Genomic DNA, 20,216 nt, shown 5'->3' with positions numbered 1-20,216 from the left:
GTAAGGCTCTGAATTAAAACACTTTGACCAATTATTGGACGGATAGTTATAAATGACATTTTTTTGGCTCAGTATCTAAGTAAGAGCGAAGAACAATATTGGAAGCTTTGACTTGGTTTTTAAACGGTGAACCCATCGATCGGTGATTGTACTGTTGAGCGTAAACGGCAAAAAAAATGGACCTACTCAATTCGAGTCAGATCCATTTTTGGGATTTCTTAGTCAATCGCTTTGTAGCTAATAAGTTAGGGTGAGAAGCTAATAAATTAGAGTGTGAAGCTAAGGCTGACTAAAACGCCTTTACCATCTTAGTCAGGCATTTCAACAAGACAGCTTTCTCATCTTCTTCTATGTCTTGCGTTAACTCATTAACAAGATTCAAGTGAAGCTGGTTATGATGAACGTGGATCTTCTGACCTTCATCGGTCAATGCCACCACAATCGCACGACGATCGGTTGGGTGTTCATGGCGCTCGATCAACTCCGCCTTAACCAACTTCTCAATTTGAACAGTAAGTGTGCCAGTAGTGATGCCTAGCTTTTCTGCCAGCTCTTTCATTCTTAACGCACCATGCATACCAAGTACTTCGATGGTATGTACTTGCGCTAAGGAGTAACCCGTTTCTTTGACAACAGATTGCTCCCACGAAGACATTTTATCGTAGAACTCAGTCAGTATTTGATTAAGCTGTTCTATATTTTGCATGGCCGTTTGAGTGCACTTCGAGAGTAAGATGATTAATCTTATCAAACTTGGCGAGCATTTGTTTATATTCAGAGACGCTTTTATCGCTGTTTGATTCAAGAGTAATCGCCGCTGAGTAGTGATGCCCGCTCACCTTCCACATGTGTAAGTCGGTTACGGCGGCATAAGGAGCTAAAGCTTCAGTTATGCCGTTACGGTACTCATCGTCAATATTCTGATCGAGCAAGATTGGACTTGTCTGTTTCATGAGGTTCATTGTCCATTTGGCAATCACAACCGCACCAACCATACCCATTGCGGCATCCAACCAGTTCCAACCGTAAAACTTACCAAATAGCAGAGCAACGATCGCCAACAGAGAAGTCAATGTATCGGCCAAGACGTGCATGTAGGCCGCACGCAAGTTGTGATCGTGATGGTGATCTTTGTGCTCGGTGTGTTCTTGATGCCCATCATGTTGATGATTGTGGCTGTGTCCCTTATGTTCAGAATGAGAGTGTTCATGTCCGTGGTCATGATGATGATCCCCTAGCAAAAACATACTCACGACATTCACTGTCAAACCAATACACGCAACAATAATCGCTTCATTAAACTGAATAGCCTGTGGGTTGAACAAGCGATGTACTGACTCCACCAGCATCAACAACGCCACAATACCCAATGCTATCGCACTGGTGTAACCGCCTAATACACTTACTTTGCCCGTACCGAAAGAGAAACGTTCACTGTCAGCATGCTTCTTGGCGTAACGGTATGCGAACAAGGTAATACCAAACGCTGCTGCATGCGTTCCCATGTGCCAGCCATCAGCAAGCAGCGCCATAGAACCGTAAATAGTACCGGCAATAATCTCGACAACCATGGTGACGACAGTTAACAAGAGAACGTAGAAAGTGCGTTTTTCACCTTGTTGATTGTGTGAAGAGAAGTTGTGTTGATGACGTGTTGGAGAACTCAAAATAGCATCCTTAGCTCGTGTTAATAGTTAGACGATCTTTCTTAATAAGAGAACTTTGATCAACAAGTAGTTTGATGATCAAAGTAATTAATTAAAATTTAGTTTGATAATCAAACTTTGTCAACGATGAATTTTGAGGCTCTGATTTACAGAAGGAATGGATGATGAGATCTTTAAGTTATTTTTATAGCCTATTGCCCTGAGCAAAAACGGTGCTTTACCGACACAAAAAAGCCCACACGAGGTGGGCTTAGATAGATCTGACTGAAAGATGGAATTATTGGTTTTGCAACAGGGTAATCTCATCATTCACCCAACCTAATAGCTGCTTGGTCGCTTTAGACAACACTTGATTCTGCCTCACAATATAGCCAAGGCTCGTGCTAGAGAAATTGGTCAACGGTGTCACTTTCGATTTCAGATGCTGCTTGGTTGAGATCGCAAATTCAGGAATGATTGCCACACCAAATCCCGCTTCTGCCCAGTCGATTTGAGCGTCGACACTCCCTACTTCCATTACCCTGTGATTAGGCAGGTTTAAACTTGGTAAACCTTCATCGATGAAGTCGCGCGTTCTCGTATCATGACCCAAGAGTATCAAAGTCAATTCCGCTTCTGCACCTTCACCTTCGGACTCGCTTTGTATCGAATTATTTGCGTTTTGGATATCCATCCCTTCGCCAAGTGCACACCATGAAAGCTCTTGCAGTTTGGTAAAATAAAGCGACTCATTTTGCTGTTCTTTCGCAATCACGAACCCAAGATCTGCCTGAGCATTCTTAACTAAGCTCGATGCCTGAGATGACGTAGTGTTCAATAGCGTTAGGTCGATACCAGGATACTGCGCTTTGAATTTTTGGAACGGACGAATCAGCAAGAATCGAGAAATGATGTCACTCACAGCGATGGTTAACGTCCCTATTTTAAGGTCGTTAAGTGCATTAAGATCGGCCTGACAAATTTGCAATTCAAGTAACGTTCTTTGGCTTGTCTCTAATAGCCTTTCGCCTGCTTGAGTCAGTTGAAATGGGCTTCGCTCTATCAACTTAATGCGTGTTTGTTGTTCTAACTGCTTTAAGTGCAAGCTCACATTGGGCTGCGTCATGTGCAGTGCATTCGCCGCTTTCCCGAAATGTTTGTACTCCGCGAGCGTCACAAACGTTTTCAACAAATTGATATCAAGCATCATGTCCTCTCTCTTGTCATTTACATCACCCTCTAAAGTGAGGGATCCCCCTAAATCGTCATTTCCTGCAGTGAGGGACGAACATGATAGGGAATCTCGCTGTAGGTTAAGACTTTAAGGATATATGGAATCCTTATCAAGATAATAAAGATAATTAATTTCTCTTATTTTTATTGCAGGACTAACATGATTTCTCAATCAATCAGGAGAAAAATTATGCCATCTATTGTTGTTGTAGGCGCAAACTGGGGCGACGAAGGCAAAGGCCGTATCGTTGATTTTTTAGCAGACCAAGCTTCTGCTAGCATTCGCTTTCAAGGCGGAAACAATGCTGGCCATACCGTAGTAAACGACTTCGGTACGTTCAAACTGCATCAACTACCGAGTGGTATTTTTAATCCTGATTGTACGGCGGTTCTTGGCCCTGGCATGGTGATCAGCCCCGCTGCGCTAACTGAAGAAATTGCAGAAGTACAAGCGGCTGGCATCAAAGTTAAGATGGCGATTTCAGACCGCGCGACACTATGTCTGCCTTTGCATGCTCTTGAAGATACACTTGAAGAAGAACGTTTGGGCGATGGCGCTTACGGTTCAACACGTCAAGGTATTGCACCAGCTTACGGTGACCGCGTGATGAAGAAAGGCATTCTTGTGGGTTGGTTGAATCAACCTGAGATTTTAGAGCAGCGTATTCAATTCCTGCTTGATTGGAAAATGCCTCAGCTTAGAGCTCTATACCCTCAATGTGATTTCACTCAGACCGCTTCTGAAATGACAGAGTGGCTACTTGAAGTGACTAAAGCTTGGCGCCCGTTCATTTGCAACGTGACTGAACCACTTAAAGCACTGCAATCACAAGACGCAAACCTACTGTTTGAAGCGCAATTAGGCGCAGGTCGCGATCTTGTCTACGGTGAATACCCTTGGACGACGTCTTCTAATGTAACTGCAGCTTACGCAGGTATCGGTAGTGGTTTACCTGCCCTTCGCCCTGAACGTGTTATTGCCGTTGCTAAATCATTCAGCTCGTCAGTGGGTACTGGCACGCTAGTAACTGCAATGGAAGAGCAAGACAGCTTCCGCGAAAGCTCTAACGAATATGGCGCAACAACGGGTCGCCCGCGTGATATGGGCTACTTTGATGCTGTAGCAACTCGCAACGGCGTTGACCTGCAAGCCGCGACTGAAATCGCACTGACTAAGATTGATTGCCTGTCTGGTTTATCTGAACTTAAGATCTGTACCGCTTACTCAGGTGAGCACACAGAAAACCCAATTTGGCCACAAACGGCTGAACTAAAACCTGTATATGAAGATATGGCAGGCTGGGACGAAGACATCACTGGCTGCCGCACGTTTGAGAGCCTTCCTCAAGCCGCACAAGATTACGTAACTCGTATCGAAGAGTTGATGGGCGTGCCAATTGTGATGGTGTCAGTAGGTCCTGAGCGCGAACAAATGATCATTCGAGCTTAGTATAGAAAGCTACGACATCTTCTACATCAAAGCCCACATACAGTGGGCTTTTTTACGCCTGTCACCAACATCTAAATCTTGTTCTTCTTATTGAGGTACATGTTCTCATCGGAAGACTTTATTAGATTAATGATATTGAAACTTCGAGAATCCGCTATACCACAACCATATGAAAAACCGAGCGGCACTGCATCATCACAGCGAAAACCTTCAATGAAATCATGAAATTCAGCGTGAATGTTACTGACCAAATCAGAAGCATAACCCGGCTCTTCTGAATGTATGACGACAATGAACTCATCGCCACCCACTCTTGCCGATATACTGTTATGCGTTGAATTGTTTTTAATGCATGACGCAAACCCAGAGATATAATCATCGCCTTTGAAGTGGCCATACGTATCGTTAATATACTTCAAGTTATCCAAGTCGAAATACAAACAAACGATCTCACCATCGCTGATGTTTGCTTTGTTGAATTCATGGAAAAAGCCTCTTCGATTAAGAAGCGTAGTCATAATATCAAAATGACTGTTCTTGTATAAAATCCGACTCTCTTCTTTTAGTAGGATTTCGGAACGCAGCAAAGTTGAAATGTTTTCAATCAAGTTAACTTGGCTTTGCGAATACGTTGTTGGGCTTAAATCGAACACCAACAGAACCGCAAACACTTCACTATCGACATCCCTTACAGGGACTCCGCAAAAAGATTTGTAGGCATCCGCTCCCTTTGCAGTCGTGGATTCACCATCAGAATGGCCACTCAAATAGACAGTGCGATTTTCGTTATGCACATACTCACAAAAGAGGCTAATTTTGCTCTTATGTTGGTTGCACGATATGTTCGAGGAGCTCCAAACACTTTCAGAACCAGAGCAACTCAAATCAGAGATCATAATGATGCCAGCGTTAGACGCGTCCATTATGTCTCGTATGTTATCCAATATAGATACCCAAGTATCTATATCGATATTTTTTTCCATCCCTTCAGAAGAGATTTTATCAAAAAGCATTAATATTTCTTTAGTGTCAGACAGTTAAACTTGATTGAATATTCATTAGAGTGCGTTGTAACAAAATTCTTAAACGATAATTTAGGGCGGTTATTACCTACCACTCAGCAACAACCAAGCACTAAGCAACAACCAAACCCAATCGCGCATCTTATTTTTCTAATTTGACGCTATCGTTTTCAGAAGCCCAAATCTCGGAGCGTCTATTCTGCGCTCTCCCCTCTACGGTTGCATTGGAAGCTATAGGCTTACTTTCACCAAACGAACGAATAACAAGGCGGTTTTTCTCGACACCATCGGCGATTAAACCATCCGATGTAGTTAGCGCTCTTTGAAGTCCCAATGCTTGGTTGTAACCTTCTGCGCCCGTGCTGTCTGTGTGACCATCTACAGTAATTGAACTGCCATTAGTCTGTAATTCAGCTGCTAATTGGCTCAATGCTTTGCTGCCCATTGGCGTTAAGTTGTGTTGGTCAAAACCAAAATGGAGGCGAGCCAACAACCCTTTACGCTCTTGGTTACTTATCCAAGTCTTACAACCTGATTGGCTCATACCCAAATTGGATTGGCCTGCTAACGCTTGTTTTAACTCGCTGCTGTCAGACGGCTGCTCTATTTGTAGAAAGCCTTGTCTGTGCTGTGCAATGCCCACGACATCATCGACTCTTACACTATGCTGATATTCACTGAATGCGGTGTCGCAATAAACACTGATACCTTCTTCTGCATGGGCGATGAAACTAAGTTGCAATGTCGATAGGACGATTGAACTGATCATTAACTTTTTCATATTTTCCTCTAGTACAACTTAGTGATTCCGCTTGTTTTTGAGCCTTTACGGATGAGTTCTTCTATCTTTTCAATCAATTCATTTAGGTTAGATACATCGATGATGTCTTCATTTGGGTCTTCCACGCAGTCTTGAAAACCACTTTGTTGGGATGCTCGAAAGTCGATACCAATAACGCCTATGTATAAGCCCGGTATCTCTTCTCTTGCTTTGTCACACATGCCTCTGTCGACTAATCCTCTGAGGATGCCGTTATCAGGGCTTTCCTGACCATCACTTAAAATGAGCAGCATCTTGATTTTCTTGTTGTAGGCTTGCTGTTCTTCTTGATCGGCGCTGTTCGGGTCACCGTCATGCAAGATTTGCGATCCTCTCAATATTCCTTGAAAGGCCGCAGTTCCCCCGTCGGCCCACATCGAATTAATCGGATTCAAGTCAGAAAGGTTGTTCGATAGGCGAATGTTGGAGAACTGAGACGAATTGGAAGAACCATGCGCGTTGAATAGCTTTGTTCCACTCACACCATAAAAATCAGGCTGTAACCCTGACTTGTCCGTAAACATGGTCGACACTGAAGTCGATAAATCTACATAGTTATAAACATCAGCAACGGCGTATCGATCTGCATTAATGATATCCTTTATGCGTTTAGCATACTTTCGGTTGTCCGATTTTGGATTTGAACAATATGACTGCCAATTCGCACAGTTGATCACTTGATTTTCCGAATACGTACGCCAGTAATCCCAGTCGACATCGTTGTAGGAATAAGGTGATACGTTGGTTTTATAGTTATCTTTGTAACTCAATTGGCTTGTCGCGTTGGCTTTATTACCCGAGACGATTTCCCTCGTTCGAACATTAAAAGGCACAAAGCCAACTCGGTTAAGCAGCTTGTCTCCGGTTGTATCTTCACCCGGCTCGTCACACACATCTTTCAATTCTCCATCGACATTCTCTTGAGCAATCGATGTACAAAGAATTTTGCTGGATATTTCATCGATGGCCGTTTTCAGATCGTCGATTTTTATATGTCTACTTGAACCCCACCTTTCGTTCATTGAACCGGAAAAGTCCGACACAAAAACAATATCGATGTTGTTATCGCCAAGGTAAACGGGATACTTTCTCGCTAGGGAGCGTCCCGCTAAGTCTTGCTGCTCATCAAAAGACGGAATAAAGCTGCTCGCAAACCAAGAGTCGTGTGTCGTCTTGGCATTCACTGTGTATTGGATGTATTCAAGAACGCCAGCGCCTTCGTCTTCCGCTTGGTGAAAACGGTCTGCAGAAAGGTTGGTTGATTTGATATCACGCACATAGTTTTCGACATATTTGGTCGCAAGAGTGCGAGCCTGATCCGGTTGATCTTCAATAGTCACTGCTATGGCTGCCGCCTCTGCGGAATCTCGTAGTCGACTGGTCTCTTGCACATAACGTGTGCCTTCAACCGCCCAAAAGGTCATGCCCATGATTGGAACAAGCAATAAGCCCATCCACACCGCAGCAACCCCTTGTTGTCTTTGGAGACTGATATGTTGACGATTGATTTGACGCCCATACTGCATTTTCATTTCACTATCTCCCTGGCATTATTGAAGACGAGCCAATCTTAACCGTGGTACTGGTGCCACCGTTGAAGAAGGGTTTGAACCAAGAGCTTTCTTCTTCACAAAGACTGATGCGGTACAACGGATACACGACTCCCTTTTCTACAGGCGCCAAATCTGCATGATCCAGAATCGAATCGGTTTGGCAATTTAAGCTTCGGTACTTGCTGGTTGAGAATTCAGCGACAGTCGTTTTATTGATCAATGACTCTATCTTGATGGCCACATTATCTACTGGTGTATTAAGCATTCGACTTGCCACTTTCGCCATGTCTTCTAACTCTGCATTGGTTACGGGTAGGTTTTGTCCTGCCAGCACGTCGGCTTCAAAGTAACGAGTGCGCTCTTTAATGACATTCACCAAAGCAAAGCTGGATCGATCGAGCTTGGCACGCACGAGCAACTGATAACTCAGATCTGCAGCAAACAGGTAAACGCCCCACAAAGCCACAAGGATAAAAACCAACTCAATGGTGTAAGAGCCTTGTTGGCGACGTTTCGAAAACAGCCCCTGATTACGGCGCATCATCTTCCCACCCCTCGTGTTCTAGGTTCAAAACCATGGTGCGTGAAATATCTCTATCTGCGGCACCGGTCAACTTAATAACTGGGGTATAACGGTAGGTCACGGTGATCTCGGCTAAGTCGTAATTGAAGTTCAAGCCTTGATCTGAGTGCCCCCTGTTCGCGATAAAATCGTCATAGGTTTTGAAATACTGACCTGCAATAGAGAAACGAGAGCTATCAATTAAGAAACTCCATAGGTTGTTATCGTCTTCAATTAACGTCCTAAACTTATTCTCGTACTGTTCATTGATCCCTTTACCTTCATAGATTTTGGTATTCCTGATGGTTTCTCTCAGCGAATACTCGGTCATGTTCACAACGTAGATTTGATAACTTGATTCGAAGATCGCGAAGGTGGCAAAAAACAGCACAAGCGCACCTAATACAAACTCAATCGCCGTAACGCCTTTCTGCTTGTTAAGACGCTTCATCATTAACTCCTAATTGAGTTAGTTCAGCAGCGATGTTCTGGATCTCTTCTGCTGAGAAATCGCCTTTGAGCAGCTTTTTGGCCGAGTCGATTTGCTGAGTTTTCATCAGAGCAATAGCCAGATTAGCTTTAACGGTTTTATTTGCTGGGTCTTCTTTTAAAACCGGAGCTAGTGTTTGAATCGCTTGTTGATACTCACCATTGGCCATTTGAATCATTGCGATATTGTTCTTAACAACAACATCGTCATAACCGCGTAAACGAGCTTGGTTGAGCTCTTTCTGTGCTTCATCGTATTTCCCAACTTTGGTGTAAGACACACCGAGTAAGACGTGAATTTGCCCTGTTCTGTTTCCAGCATCGATAGAGGCTAAGTAAGCAGAAATGGCACTCCCAATGTCATTTTTTGCATCAAACACTTGGCCTTCTAATTGGTACAAGTTGGGATTTTCGACCCCCTCTTTTTGCAGGTGTTGAACATAAAAGTCTGCCGACTCGATATCCCCTTTATGGAAGTATGCCCATGCTAGATTCTCTTTCACCTCTGGATCTTCGGAGCCTTGTTCTAGCTGGGATTTATAATAACTAATGAGGCCGTCATAGTTCTTTACTTTTTCCATGCTCGTGACGTCGCCAAGCTGTAAGTCTTGTTGTGACGGTGCCGATTGGCAGCCCGCCAACACACTCAGCGTGAGTAAAATGAAGCCGATACGTTTTCCAATCATTCGCAATTCTCCCTAGATGCTCAATGTCATTTGCATGATGCTCGGCGCGAGAATCAGGATAACGATCGGGAACATGATGAAGAGGATCAAAGGCACACTCATCTTCGCAGAGAGCTTACCCACCTTTTCCTCGACCGTAAGAATCTGGACTTTTCGCATATCTTCTGCGAGATCACTCAACACGTGTGCCACGGATGTGCCGTATTGCAAGTTTTGAATGATGGTCAGTACAAAGCTACGAACGGGTGGCGTCGGAATACGTTCACTCAAATCGTTAAGCGCCTTTTCTAGACCGTGTATTTTCGCAGAGTCGGATGTGCGCTTAATCTGGTAACAAAGGTCGGAATCAAATTCCGCTAACTCTTTGCCCAAATAGACTAGCGCCGCTTCAATCGTCATACCGGTTTGAACACATACCGACATCATGTCGAGCAAATACGGCAGTTGAGCTGAGGTTCTGCTTATCAACATCTTGCGTCGCATTTGTAGCAAGGTGTCTGGCACTACGATGACGGCGATCAACGAGAAAATAACCACGAGCAGCTTGTTGGTCGATGTCATATCCCCCAATAGCACCAACCCTGAAATCAACGCCAATACCAATAACTTGGCTGGGAAATAGAACTTAGCCCACTCGGTGTTGTAATAGCCGGCCTCTATCATCTTTTGCTCGAGCTCGTGTCGATGTTCTTTACCAAAACGAACAAAAAAGCGGTTTACACGCGAAGGTGCGCGAACAGCATCGTCTCCAATGTAGAGTGCAACTTTCTTATGTCGTTGCTCTTTACGAATCGAGTCGACAATTAGAAAGAGTAACGAAAAGAACAGCACAATAAGGGAAGCCAGTAACATCATGCGCGCACTCCTCTTACTAATAACCAAACAATGAACAAACCAAAGAGCTCACTCCCAAGCACGTAAAACAATATGATTCTTCCCTCTGGGTCATAGAGAACAAAATCCACATTAGCGGGATTAACGTAGTTGAGAATAATCATAAAAATCAAAGGAATAGCTGCAACGATTTTGGCGGAAATACGTGCCTCCGACGTCATTGCCATCTTCTTTTTTTCGAGTGTTCGAGAGTCGACCAAAACCCTAATCAGACGAGCTAACACGCCTTTGAGTTGGCCACCTCTTGCTATATTCGCCCTGATTGTCACGGTAAAGAATAGAAACTCTGGGTACGGGTAGTTTTTGCACGATCGCTGAAGAACCACTTCTGGAGACTCACCGAGCTTCAGTCGCTCTCCCATTAGCTTGAACTCACGACCTATCGGGTTGTGCATCACATCGCCAACATAACTGATGGCTTGCATTAAGCTGTCACCCGCAGTAACCGCACTCATCAGAATATTCAGCGCATCAGGGAAGGTGTTTTCAAAATCACGTCGTCTTCTGGTCACCAGAAAACGATACCCAAACAAGGTAAACATCAAAGAAGAACCAAGCACCAACCAAGAATTAGTGATTGAGAGTAGATCGGTAACGATATACCACGATGCAATCAGGCTACCCGTAATATATAACGCGATGTATAACGTCGAACGCGGGCCCAACACCATCAATGTCGGTGAAATGGAGTCTTTGAACTTTTGCCAGCCCTGCTTTCGCACTAAAGATTTAACATTGATAGCGTTAAAGTTTTCCGCTTCCGCTTCTTCAATATTGAAAAACTGGTGAACATTTTTGACCTTTGAATCTCGGATCAAAAGCAGCACAAACGCAAACAGGATTAATGAAACCCAAAGCATGCTATGCCCCCTTAAACGATGCGATAAGCTCGTCATAGAGCCCAAAGAATTGCGCTTTTTTGACCAACTCAGAACGTTGCATGATGCCGTCAGTAACAAATTCGCCTTTAACGTTTTCCCCGTAATGCGCGTCGTCATAACGAAAGCGATAGATCTCTTCCATCACTACGCTCTCACCTTCCAAACCAACGATTTCAGAGATGCTCGTGATCTTACGAGACCCATCACGGAGTCTATTAACCTGAACAATCATCTGAACGGCACTGACGATCGTTCTTCGAATCGCATCTAGAGGCTGATTCAAGTTCGCCATCATCACCATAGATTCAACACGGGCAATCGCGTCACGCGGTGTATTGGCGTGCAATGTCGACATTGAGCCATCGTGACCGGTATTCATGGCTTGGAGCATTTCGAACGCTTCAGAGCCACGGCACTCACCCAGAATGATTCGGTCTGGACGCATACGCAGTGCATTGATCACCAACTCTCGCTGGGTAACCGCTCCGGTCTGTTCAACACTCGAAGTACGCGTTTCCAAGCGAACTAAGTTGGGTTGCTGGAGGCGCAGCTCGGCCGCATCTTCAATCGTAACGATACGTTCGTCTTCAGCGATGTATTGAGACAAAGCGTTGAGCAACGTGGTTTTACCTGAGCCAGTACCGCCAGAGATCAATACATTAATTCGACAGCGCGAAGCGATCATCAGCACTCTTGCCATGTCTGGAGACATCGAACCGAAGCCAATCAAATCTTCAAAGCCGATGTTCTGCTCTCTGAACTTACGAATAGAGATCGACGTACCATCTAATGAAATCGGAGGAATCACAATATTCACACGGCTGCCGTCTTCCAATCGGGCATCGACCGTCGGAGAGAGTTCATCGACACGTCTCCCGACGCGGGATGCAATACGCTTGGCAATAGCGAGCAGCTGCTCCTCATTCACAAACGAAACTTCGGATTTTTTGACCTTGCCGTGTCGTTCGAAAAAGATGTTGTTTGGCCCGTTCACCATGATGTCGGAGATAGACTGGTCTTCAACCAAAGGCTGTAAAGGGCCCAAACCAAACAGTTCATCGATAAGGCTTTTCACCAATCCCGACTTCATCATTGAAGTGATAGGTCTTTGATAGCTGTTCGCCAACAAATCTACCGCTGCTTGTATCTGAGATTCGAGGTCTCGACGGCTCATTTTCTGAACCGCTTCTGCGTCTAGGGCTTCAAATATCTGACCACGAAACGCGAGGTATAAGTCTTTATTAGAACTCATTTAGCACGCACCTTTTTCAGCCAAGAATTCATGCCCTTCTGATCCATAGGTTGACCATTGATCAGCTTCACCAGTTGCTCCATAGAACGACTGATGTGACGGTCATGCTTGTGCCCGCGTTTACCATCAATAATGATGTGCGCTAACGCTTTGCAGTAATCCACTTCTAGATCGACATTGGCGCCCAAATACTTAGTAAGGTCGGGCTTTTGTAACACGTAAGCATTTTCCGGGCGGTGATAATTCACCACAGTGATCACGCGCGTGCGAGAGGATAACGTAAGCTGTAAGCTAGAGATCTTTTCGAACAGTCTCTTCGCACTTCTAACGGATGACACCGATGCATCCAACACCAAAACTACAACATCGAAGTTTTCTACCAAGAGTTGAGGTTCAACTTTGAAATCCACACCACCGGAAAAATCTTCAATAATGAAGTTGGTGTTTCGCGCCAATAACTCACACAACGTTTGGTTGTAATTCAAAACATCGTTTTGGCTCATGTCACCATCGATAGCCAACAGACGTAAATTTTTACGTGCGTTGAATAGATAGCTCAACGCCCCTTCTTCATCCATTTCATGCAATGGTGCAGTGAACTCATCAATGGTTCGTGGCTTAAAGTCTTTGAGCCCCAACAAAACGTCAATATTGGTATCGGCATATTGATGGTCGACGAGAATCGTGTCTGAACCTTGTGTCGATAGCAGTGAGCTCACCTCGGTTGCTAGAAATGATGCGCCTACGCCACCTTTTGAACCCACAATCGCAACTCGCTTAGCTTTTCGTTTTTGGCTCACGCCAGAGAAAGTCTTCAGGTTCTTGCTCACGTGAGTTAAGAAATCCGCAAATTCCTGCTTATTGACCGGCCAGAAAACGTAGTAAAAACCCATGTCTTTGAGCGAACGTAGCGTAGAAATGGCGTCCTCTTTGCCAATCACGACTACCCCTTTGTGTGTGGGCAGTTTGCTAGCGAAGGATTTAGCATCTTCAACCACATTGGTTGATTCGTTTAGCTCTAGAATCACAATATGACTGCTTTGTTGCTCTGTGAGTTTGGTCAAACCCGCTTTGGCTTTAACACAAGCAGGATCATTCCATCCTTCAAATCGAAAGACTTCTTGAACAAGGTCTAAACACTCTTGAGATTGATAGAACAATGTACATCCTGCAACCCCAGTAGTTCCGGTCTGAACTGGCTTGGCTTTGGTTGTTAACGCTTTCGTCAGATCAAACATTATTGTTCTCCTACCAAACGAGACTTGTAAGCCACTTGCTTCAAACGCATCGATTCAACAAAACAATCTTGCTGCCTTAACCGCACATGAATCTGCGCGGGTTTGCATTCTTGAGTCTTCAAACGCGTTAACGTCACCTGAATATTTAGATCGCTAGGCAACAATTGAGCGTTTCGATACGTCACTCTTTGTGGTGCAATAAGGTGTGAAGGATATTGTTCGAAGATCGCCTGCAACATCTGTTTGCTGCGGGGTGATTTGTAATCCACAACATAGGTCGCTTCTTTGTCCATCGACTCAATATCTTGAATCAAAGCAGTAATCTGTTTGGACGTTTCAGCGCGGTTTTTCATCGCAAACTCAAAACTGTGGTGCTCTTTGTACACCAAGGCTTCGGAACCCTGTCCGACAAAGTATTGCTCAGAGGCGCAGCCGAAAAGTGACGTGGTAAATAACGCCATCAATAATAATTTCTTCATTGGATAAACCCTCCTTGCGACAACAGGCGAATCGTTGCATCAGATGACGTCACCGACTTACCATCCCATTCGACGTTAAGCCAACGCGCCAATGTAGAGGTCTTTTTGATGTAAGGCAGTTGGATGTCTTTAGGCTTGATCGGCTCAACAAGGTTCACCGTGGCAACGATGATTAACTCGGTTCGCTTTCTTTCGGTAGTTGCTTTTCTGAATGCGGCACCAAGTACTGGGATGTCGCCAACAAAAGGGATTTTTTGCATTTTTTCTAGATCAGCACTGCTCATCAAACCACCAAGGACGAAGCTATCGCCATCGGCTAGCTCAACGGTCGTCATCGCTCGTCGCGAAGCCAGTTGCGGAACTTTGATGCCAGCGGCTTCAACATAACCTTCAACTTCGCTCACTTCGGGTGCTAACTGCATTCGGATTTTGTCCTGGCTAAGCACTTTTGCAGTCAGATCGAGTTTGATGCCGAATTCTTTGAATGAAATGTTGACGTTGCTGCTGGTAGATACGATAACGGGCACTTCGCCACCAACGAGAAAGCTTGCCGACTCACCGGATAACACAGTCAAGTTAGGCTCGGCTAATACCTCTGCAATCTGATCATTGCCTAACGCTGTAATTAACGTGCTTAGGTTTGCCGCATCGAACTGGTCGAAAACAAACTCACCAACACTTGAACCTACTGAACTCCAATCAACCCCAACGGTTTGTCCAAACGATTCCGTTACCTGAGCCACCGATATTTTGACGTTCACCTGCTGGGTAGTCGCGACTTCAATGCGTTCGATGATCCCTTCCCACGTCATATTGCGGGCAAATACCATGCTTTCGGGTTCTTCGTAATTTGAGCTATCAGATTTAAACTCTAGCTTCTGAGTTTTGTCCCATTTCTCGGTTTTTTCGCGTCCCAATAGAGTTGCTACTAAACGATAGATGTCGTCACGAGTCGCTTCAGAATCAACAAGGCCACTGACGGCGACTTGCTCTCCTACAGACTGAACCTTGACTTTCGCGTCAGGGAAATGGAATTTAAGTTGGCGTCTAATATCCGTCAGATCCAAATCAACAATAATGCGATCAGAAAGCAATACCTCGTCGTCAATTCCATAGACAATCAGACGTGATTGCCCAATGCTATTAGCGAAGACGACCAAGGTGTTGTCGTTAATCACTTTGTAATCAACGATATCAGGGTTATTAATGAACACTTGGCCAATCGGGCTTTTGAATTTGATGTGTTGTCCATCGTTGAGCGTGATGGAACGATCGGCGGCAAAAGTGTTTGTTATAGAAAGTAAGCCAATCAACGCTGCTAAGATGGAAACACGCAGTGCTTTCTTGATTCGATGATGGAGCATCATTACAAAGCCTCTCTAGAGTTGTTCTCATTACCACGTAGCTCAGCAATGCCGGTATAGTTATCGATAATGTTGCGTACCTCCGCGACCTCAGGTTGCGTATAGGTTTGGCTTCGATAAATTTCTATATGCATTGTGCGTTGTGCTAGCGCGAGTTTTGGTAATTCATCAGGCTTAACTTCGATGACCACCGTAGTCAGACCGTCCTCTTTGCTCGGTGCTCGAGCGGTAATTGAACTGTCGCCAGTTTCGTCATTTCCGATGTTGAGAACTTTGACATTTTTAAGAAACATCGAGGCCTTCACTCCTCGAAAGCGCTTCGGCTTATCGATATTTCCAGCCAAGTTGGCATTAGGAGAACTCACTGTGAGAATATCGATGTGCGAACCTGGTCGGATGTAATCGTTGATTAGGTTTTTGTCACTGACTTTAAGTGGGTATAACGTCATGCCTTCTGTTATCAAGAGATCAACATATCCAGACTGACCTGGTGTTACTTGATATTCAGGCAGTACCACCTCACTGGCGTTAAGGTCGCGATTTAACAAAGTGGAAGGAGCAAAGCTGATTTGAGCGTCTTCTCTAACACCCAGCGTTAAAGCTTCACTTAAAGGAAGTTGTTGTTTAACGACACCTTGTGCATCGATTGCACGCCCTTTTTCATAGGCTTTGGTAGTCATCCAAACGGCAACATGTTCTTCATTTTTTTCAACAACTGTTTCAGCCGCTACTTTCGGTTGCGGCTCACTTTTGAATAGGTCGATAACGCCTAGTGCACCCACGATTAAGGCAGCAATGGCCACAAGTAATACCAGTCGGGATCTCATAATGTGCTCATTTTTTGAAGGTTCATATATGTGGCGTAGATTGAGTTAAAATTACTAAGTAAAATCCAATGCTAATTGCTATTCCATATGGAATACCCTCTTGCTTATGGGCATTTCCTCTTATTAATTTTTTACTTATTAGATAAGCAAGCGCTAAAATACCACCAGCAAAAGCCGTCATAATAAACGCCAATAATAAGTCATTAACAGGGATGACAAGTGACAAAATAACGACGTATTTAATATCACCCGCTCCAATCCAAATCAGTTTATATAGAATAAGTCCTCCACCTAACATCAGTAAGAAACTCATAATTTGGATATCTAATGGGGATATGAAACACTGCAAGAAGAGTAGTACGAACAAGGCATAATTTTGTATCTTACGATAGAGAAAATCAGTAGCCGACACATATATACTCAATATTGCCAAAGTCACTAAATACAATTCATGACTAAAAATTGGAAATACCACCTAAGTTTGGTTGCAGTAAATCTTATTTTACTGTGTAAATTAACCAAGCCAGACCAATGTAAACATAGGTCTGGCATAAATATCTCTCGATATCTTCTACATTAGCCAATAAGGCTTGATGTTAGCTGCTAGCTGTATCGATAGCTGTAGCTACTTGTTCAAAAGCACCTTCTAGCTTGCCAATAAAGCCATCAGCGCCTACTGCTGTAGTAACTAACACAGCCATTGCAACAGCAATAAGACCATATTCAATCGCAGTTACGCCGCGCTCATCGTTCTTGAATTGTGATAAAAACATGCTTGTTTTCACGTATAGCTTAGTAATCATTATTTGTTCCTATAAGGGCTGTTGAAAATTCGTCGCCATTATAATTAGCCCTCCCACTCTGGGGAAAATACCCCCTATCGACTTTATCAATAGGTAGAGCGAAAATTGATCAAAATAAAAAGACTAAAATTAAAAGAAAACGTAACAAATCTTTCTTCAACAATGAGTTACAGTGAAAAAGGCTGTCAAAAACCTATATTAATTTAAATTTATAAACTTGAAAAAGTAAGATGTAGCTCAATCTTTTTTGTTATATACAACTTATATAACCTTTAGATATAACCCAATTGATAATTTATTAGGCTTTATTATTCATTATAAAACCTGTTGAAATACAAGTATCATCACGCTATTGTTCTTCGAATCAACAAACAATAATAAATATAATTTCTTTGTGTCAAAGGTTAGTCGAATCATGAAACTACATTTCGAAAATATTGTTTCGTTCATAGCAGTAGTTGAAGAAGGTTCATTTAGCTCTGCTGCACGCAAGCTTGGAAAATCACAGTCAACAGTTAGCACAGCTGTTCAAAACCTCGAGTCAGACTTAGGTTTCAACGTATTTAATAGAGAGCACTCTAAAGTCTGGTTAACAGAGAAAGGGGAACGCCTATTCCAATTATCATTACCTGTGGTATCAAAATATCGGGAATTAATCACCGTTGCCCAGCAGATGAATATATCTGACCAGATAGTTTACCGCGTGGGTATTGATCCATTGGTGTTCAATAAAAACGTAAAGAAGACATTACTAGCATTCTCGGAAGCATTCCCGAATGTAGACTTACTTGTCGTGACGAAACCCAGCTTCGTGTTAGGTAACTATATAAATGAAGGGAAGATAGACCTAGCGTTGGGTAATCCGTACCACAAGACCAATTATGACTTCAACATCGAGGAGCTATTCCACGTTAACTGCTGGTGGGTGGCTCATGAAGACTTAGTGACCTTAAAGTCTCAAGCGCCTTCACAGCGAGTGCTATTAATGGACGGTTGTGAAGAGCTACTTAACTTGTCTAACATCGCAGCATATAACCTATGGCGACTGGATGATTTAGGAACCATCATCGATTTATGTAAAGCTCAAAAAGGCATCGCTTTTGTACCGGGGTTTCTTATTGAAGGTAATATCAAAGAACATAAACTTAAGGTTATTACCGATCACCCTGACTTTTTTGGTAAACGAGTTATTGCATCCCTTTTCTGGCAAATACATTCTGACTTTAGCTTGTTTAATCAGTGGATCAAAAAGGAGCTACAAACCAGTACTCAATATAAACAAACATTTGTTGCTGATTTAGCTCAATAACGCTCTCTTAAAATCTGGCAATCACGTTCTGGTACATTAGCCAGCTTCAGGATTGATACTAATAAAGCCATAAATCTTGATATAGTTCCGAAACAAATCATAGATATTAAATATAATTGACGTCGTTATATTTTGTTTATTCTATAGCTCACCAATTCAAACTTAACGACAGCTATAACCTCTCATTGCTTCGATTTAATTGATAAAAATAACTTAAGAGTATTTATCGCATACTTCTCATTTGCTGACCGCGAAATCTAAGTTTAAGTGCTTGGTAGTAAATCAAAGAGAGGGATTGTCGAATTGTCGTCCACAAGCTAACCAAAGGGATTTAGGTATATACGCATCTCTAGTCTGTCTGGGGCGACTTAGCTTTCGCGTAACCTCGTACAAGCGATATAGACGAGTAAAACTAGGCTGATGGTTATTGTCTACATTCATGCTCTTGATACAGAGACACACGAAGCCTCATTAGGTCTACAACGCCGTCTGGCAAGGCATACAGGGGCTCATAAGAACTGGAAGGTTGTATAGGAGTTATGAGAGGAATTCCAGGTACAAAAAAGCCCACACTAGGTGGGCTCTTTCGTATAATGTGGTGCCCGCTACTGGACTCGAACCAGTGACACCTTGCATGTCATGCAAGTACTCTAACCAACTGAGCTAAGCGGGCGATGTTCTAATTTCTTATTACTACCATTGTGACAAACTCAATAGTTATGCAATAAAAACTAAAGAAGGAATGGTGCGTCCGAGTGAACTCGAATCACCGACCCCCGCCATGTCAAGGCGGTACTCTAACCAACTGAGCTACGGACGCATTCCTTTAGAACGAGGAAGATATTAACGACTGATTTATTGTGGTGCAAGTAGAAATTACACTTGAATCAACCGTTTGCTCTTATTCGCATCAATACGTTGAATTTTTAGACGTGAAACGTAAATAAAGTTGAGTTACATCACACTCAGAGATGCGCCCTACTTTACGCTATTCGTCGTCCACATCGAATACAACGTTATAGTTTTCGGTATAAGTACAGTTAGGTTGGCGGCTACACGTAAAGAAGCGTCGGCCTTTATAGTCACCTTGGCTTGCGAGTTTGATGATCATTGGGCTGCCACACTTCTTACAGAATCGAACCTCTTTGGCTGGCTCGATCAGATCGATATGTGTCGCGAGCAGTCTCTTCAAGCGGCTTACTTGGTAGCTGTGTTTTACTGATGCGCCAATAAGCGGTAAGCCAGCCGATTTACACACATGAATAAGCAGTTTTTCGCGGTCAACTTTGCCTTTGTTTAACTCTTTACCGTTATCCAGTTCGATGATCACTCGTGGTTCCAATGTTCTTGGGTCGCAGACCACAAAATCAAAATAGCTACGCGATATCTTGTTATTAGCAATAAACCAGTTCTTCTTAGTGTTGGTCTTGGCGGGCGCGAGTACATTCGCCATATTCACTTTAGCAAACACAACACCATGATGACCTACGGCCGAGGTCAACGCATTGTAAAAAGTGGCTTGTTGCATATTGAGCAACGCCCCTTTCTTTTGATAAGCATGGTCTTTAGTGTCGTCATGTTTGAATACGTACTTCTGGATGAAGTAAAAGAAGACAACAAGCACCACTACAACGATAAAAATATTAGTCATTTCTGAACACGGTCACGTAAATAGGGAGATAAAAAGAGTTTGTAGCGTAAGTAGAAA

21 protein-coding genes and 2 tRNA genes are annotated in these 20,216 nt (G+C 43.5%); 2 read left to right on the top strand and 21 right to left on the bottom strand.

Annotated elements, in window-relative coordinates; genetic code table 11:
- Nucleotides 1-289: 289 nt before the first annotated feature.
- From L1D37_RS09425 to L1D37_RS09415, 3 genes are all read right to left on the bottom strand, one after another.
- Nucleotides 290-706, bottom strand: a complete 417-nt coding sequence (locus L1D37_RS09425) for a MarR family transcriptional regulator (protein WP_102433445.1) — start codon at nt 704-706, stop codon at nt 290-292.
- Nucleotides 684-1,667, bottom strand: a complete 984-nt coding sequence (gene dmeF / locus L1D37_RS09420; RefSeq protein WP_239847725.1) for a CDF family Co(II)/Ni(II) efflux transporter DmeF — start codon at nt 1,665-1,667, stop codon at nt 684-686. The genes L1D37_RS09425 and dmeF overlap by 23 nt, the downstream gene beginning before the upstream one ends.
- 277 nt (nt 1,668-1,944) lie before the next feature.
- A complete protein-coding gene (locus L1D37_RS09415) occupies nt 1,945-2,856 on the bottom strand; it encodes a LysR family transcriptional regulator (RefSeq protein WP_239847724.1) in 912 nt (303 codons plus the stop codon).
- A gap of 213 nt (nt 2,857-3,069) precedes the next feature.
- Here L1D37_RS09415 and L1D37_RS09410 point away from each other — a divergent pair, with 213 nt between their 5' ends.
- Entirely contained in the window at nt 3,070-4,329 is a 1,260-nt protein-coding gene (locus tag L1D37_RS09410) for an adenylosuccinate synthase (RefSeq protein ID WP_239847723.1), read from the top strand.
- Nucleotides 4,330-4,400: 71 nt separating this feature from the next.
- Here the strand turns inward: L1D37_RS09410 and L1D37_RS09405 are convergent, their stop codons facing one another.
- From L1D37_RS09405 to L1D37_RS09335, 15 genes are all read right to left on the bottom strand, one after another.
- Nucleotides 4,401-5,342: a sensor domain-containing diguanylate cyclase gene (locus L1D37_RS09405; protein ID WP_239847722.1), complete on the bottom strand. Its 942-nt coding sequence runs from the start codon at nt 5,340-5,342 to the stop codon at nt 4,401-4,403.
- Nucleotides 5,343-5,493: 151 nt separating this feature from the next.
- Nucleotides 5,494-6,132, bottom strand: a complete 639-nt coding sequence (locus L1D37_RS09400; RefSeq protein WP_239847721.1) for an OmpA family protein — start codon at nt 6,130-6,132, stop codon at nt 5,494-5,496.
- An 8-nt stretch (nt 6,133-6,140) separates the two neighbouring features.
- A complete protein-coding gene (locus tag L1D37_RS09395; protein WP_239847820.1) occupies nt 6,141-7,697 on the bottom strand; it encodes a TadE/TadG family type IV pilus assembly protein in 1,557 nt (518 codons plus the stop codon).
- A gap of 10 nt (nt 7,698-7,707) precedes the next feature.
- Nucleotides 7,708-8,265, bottom strand: a complete 558-nt coding sequence (gene tadF, locus L1D37_RS09390) for a tight adherence pilus pseudopilin TadF (protein WP_239847819.1) — start codon at nt 8,263-8,265, stop codon at nt 7,708-7,710.
- Nucleotides 8,255-8,737: a TadE family protein gene (locus L1D37_RS09385; RefSeq protein ID WP_239847720.1), complete on the bottom strand. Its 483-nt coding sequence runs from the start codon at nt 8,735-8,737 to the stop codon at nt 8,255-8,257. Before L1D37_RS09385 ends, tadF begins: the two co-directional genes overlap by 11 nt.
- The gene (locus L1D37_RS09380) at nt 8,724-9,461 is read right to left on the bottom strand and encodes a tetratricopeptide repeat protein (protein WP_239847719.1); all 738 of its coding nucleotides are present in this window, start codon (nt 9,459-9,461) and stop codon (nt 8,724-8,726) included. The genes L1D37_RS09385 and L1D37_RS09380 overlap by 14 nt, the downstream gene beginning before the upstream one ends.
- 12 nt (nt 9,462-9,473) lie before the next feature.
- A complete protein-coding gene (locus L1D37_RS09375) occupies nt 9,474-10,316 on the bottom strand; it encodes a type II secretion system F family protein (RefSeq protein ID WP_176681342.1) in 843 nt (280 codons plus the stop codon).
- Nucleotides 10,313-11,215 carry a type II secretion system F family protein gene (locus tag L1D37_RS09370; RefSeq protein ID WP_239847718.1) on the bottom strand — a complete coding sequence of 301 codons (903 nt, stop codon included), beginning with the start codon at nt 11,213-11,215 and terminating at the stop codon, nt 10,313-10,315. Before L1D37_RS09370 ends, L1D37_RS09375 begins: the two co-directional genes overlap by 4 nt.
- Nucleotide 11,216: 1 nt before the next feature.
- Nucleotides 11,217-12,488: a CpaF family protein gene (locus L1D37_RS09365; protein ID WP_123487204.1), complete on the bottom strand. Its 1,272-nt coding sequence runs from the start codon at nt 12,486-12,488 to the stop codon at nt 11,217-11,219.
- Nucleotides 12,485-13,726, bottom strand: a complete 1,242-nt coding sequence (locus L1D37_RS09360) for a chromosome partitioning protein ParA (RefSeq protein ID WP_176681345.1) — start codon at nt 13,724-13,726, stop codon at nt 12,485-12,487. The genes L1D37_RS09365 and L1D37_RS09360 overlap by 4 nt, the downstream gene beginning before the upstream one ends.
- Nucleotides 13,726-14,205: a hypothetical protein gene (locus L1D37_RS09355; protein WP_239847717.1), complete on the bottom strand. Its 480-nt coding sequence runs from the start codon at nt 14,203-14,205 to the stop codon at nt 13,726-13,728. Before L1D37_RS09355 ends, L1D37_RS09360 begins: the two co-directional genes overlap by 1 nt.
- Nucleotides 14,202-15,572: a pilus assembly protein N-terminal domain-containing protein gene (locus tag L1D37_RS09350; protein WP_239847716.1), complete on the bottom strand. Its 1,371-nt coding sequence runs from the start codon at nt 15,570-15,572 to the stop codon at nt 14,202-14,204. The genes L1D37_RS09355 and L1D37_RS09350 overlap by 4 nt, the downstream gene beginning before the upstream one ends.
- Nucleotides 15,572-16,396 (bottom strand): Flp pilus assembly protein CpaB, encoded by an 825-nt coding sequence (cpaB, locus tag L1D37_RS09345; protein WP_239847715.1) that lies wholly within the window; start codon nt 16,394-16,396, stop codon nt 15,572-15,574. The genes L1D37_RS09350 and cpaB overlap by 1 nt, the downstream gene beginning before the upstream one ends.
- A gap of 22 nt (nt 16,397-16,418) precedes the next feature.
- Nucleotides 16,419-16,844 carry a prepilin peptidase gene (locus tag L1D37_RS09340; RefSeq protein WP_239847818.1) on the bottom strand — a complete coding sequence of 142 codons (426 nt, stop codon included), beginning with the start codon at nt 16,842-16,844 and terminating at the stop codon, nt 16,419-16,421.
- A gap of 148 nt (nt 16,845-16,992) precedes the next feature.
- Nucleotides 16,993-17,199, bottom strand: coding sequence for a Flp family type IVb pilin (locus L1D37_RS09335; RefSeq protein WP_123283226.1), 207 nt, complete (start codon nt 17,197-17,199; stop codon nt 16,993-16,995).
- A gap of 415 nt (nt 17,200-17,614) precedes the next feature.
- Here L1D37_RS09335 and L1D37_RS09330 point away from each other — a divergent pair, with 415 nt between their 5' ends.
- On the top strand, nt 17,615-18,508 hold the full coding sequence (locus L1D37_RS09330; protein ID WP_176681350.1) for a LysR family transcriptional regulator: 894 nt from the start codon (nt 17,615-17,617) through the stop codon (nt 18,506-18,508).
- Nucleotides 18,509-19,104: 596 nt separating this feature from the next.
- Here L1D37_RS09330 and L1D37_RS09325 read toward each other — a convergent pair.
- The 3 genes from L1D37_RS09325 to L1D37_RS09315 form a co-directional block, all read right to left on the bottom strand.
- A tRNA-Val gene (locus L1D37_RS09325) sits at nt 19,105-19,181 on the bottom strand.
- 70 nt (nt 19,182-19,251) lie between these two features.
- Nucleotides 19,252-19,328 (bottom strand) — tRNA-Val (locus L1D37_RS09320).
- Nucleotides 19,329-19,496: 168 nt separating this feature from the next.
- Nucleotides 19,497-20,159, bottom strand: a complete 663-nt coding sequence (locus L1D37_RS09315; protein WP_239847714.1) for a DUF2726 domain-containing protein — start codon at nt 20,157-20,159, stop codon at nt 19,497-19,499.
- Nucleotides 20,160-20,216: the final 57 nt, after the last annotated feature.

This window comes from Vibrio sp. Isolate33 (genome assembly GCF_022397895.1).
GTDB lineage: Bacteria > Pseudomonadota > Gammaproteobacteria > Enterobacterales > Vibrionaceae > Vibrio > Vibrio pomeroyi.
The sequence above is the reverse complement of the archived record's forward strand: the minus strand, read 5'-3'. Positions and strand labels throughout refer to the sequence as shown.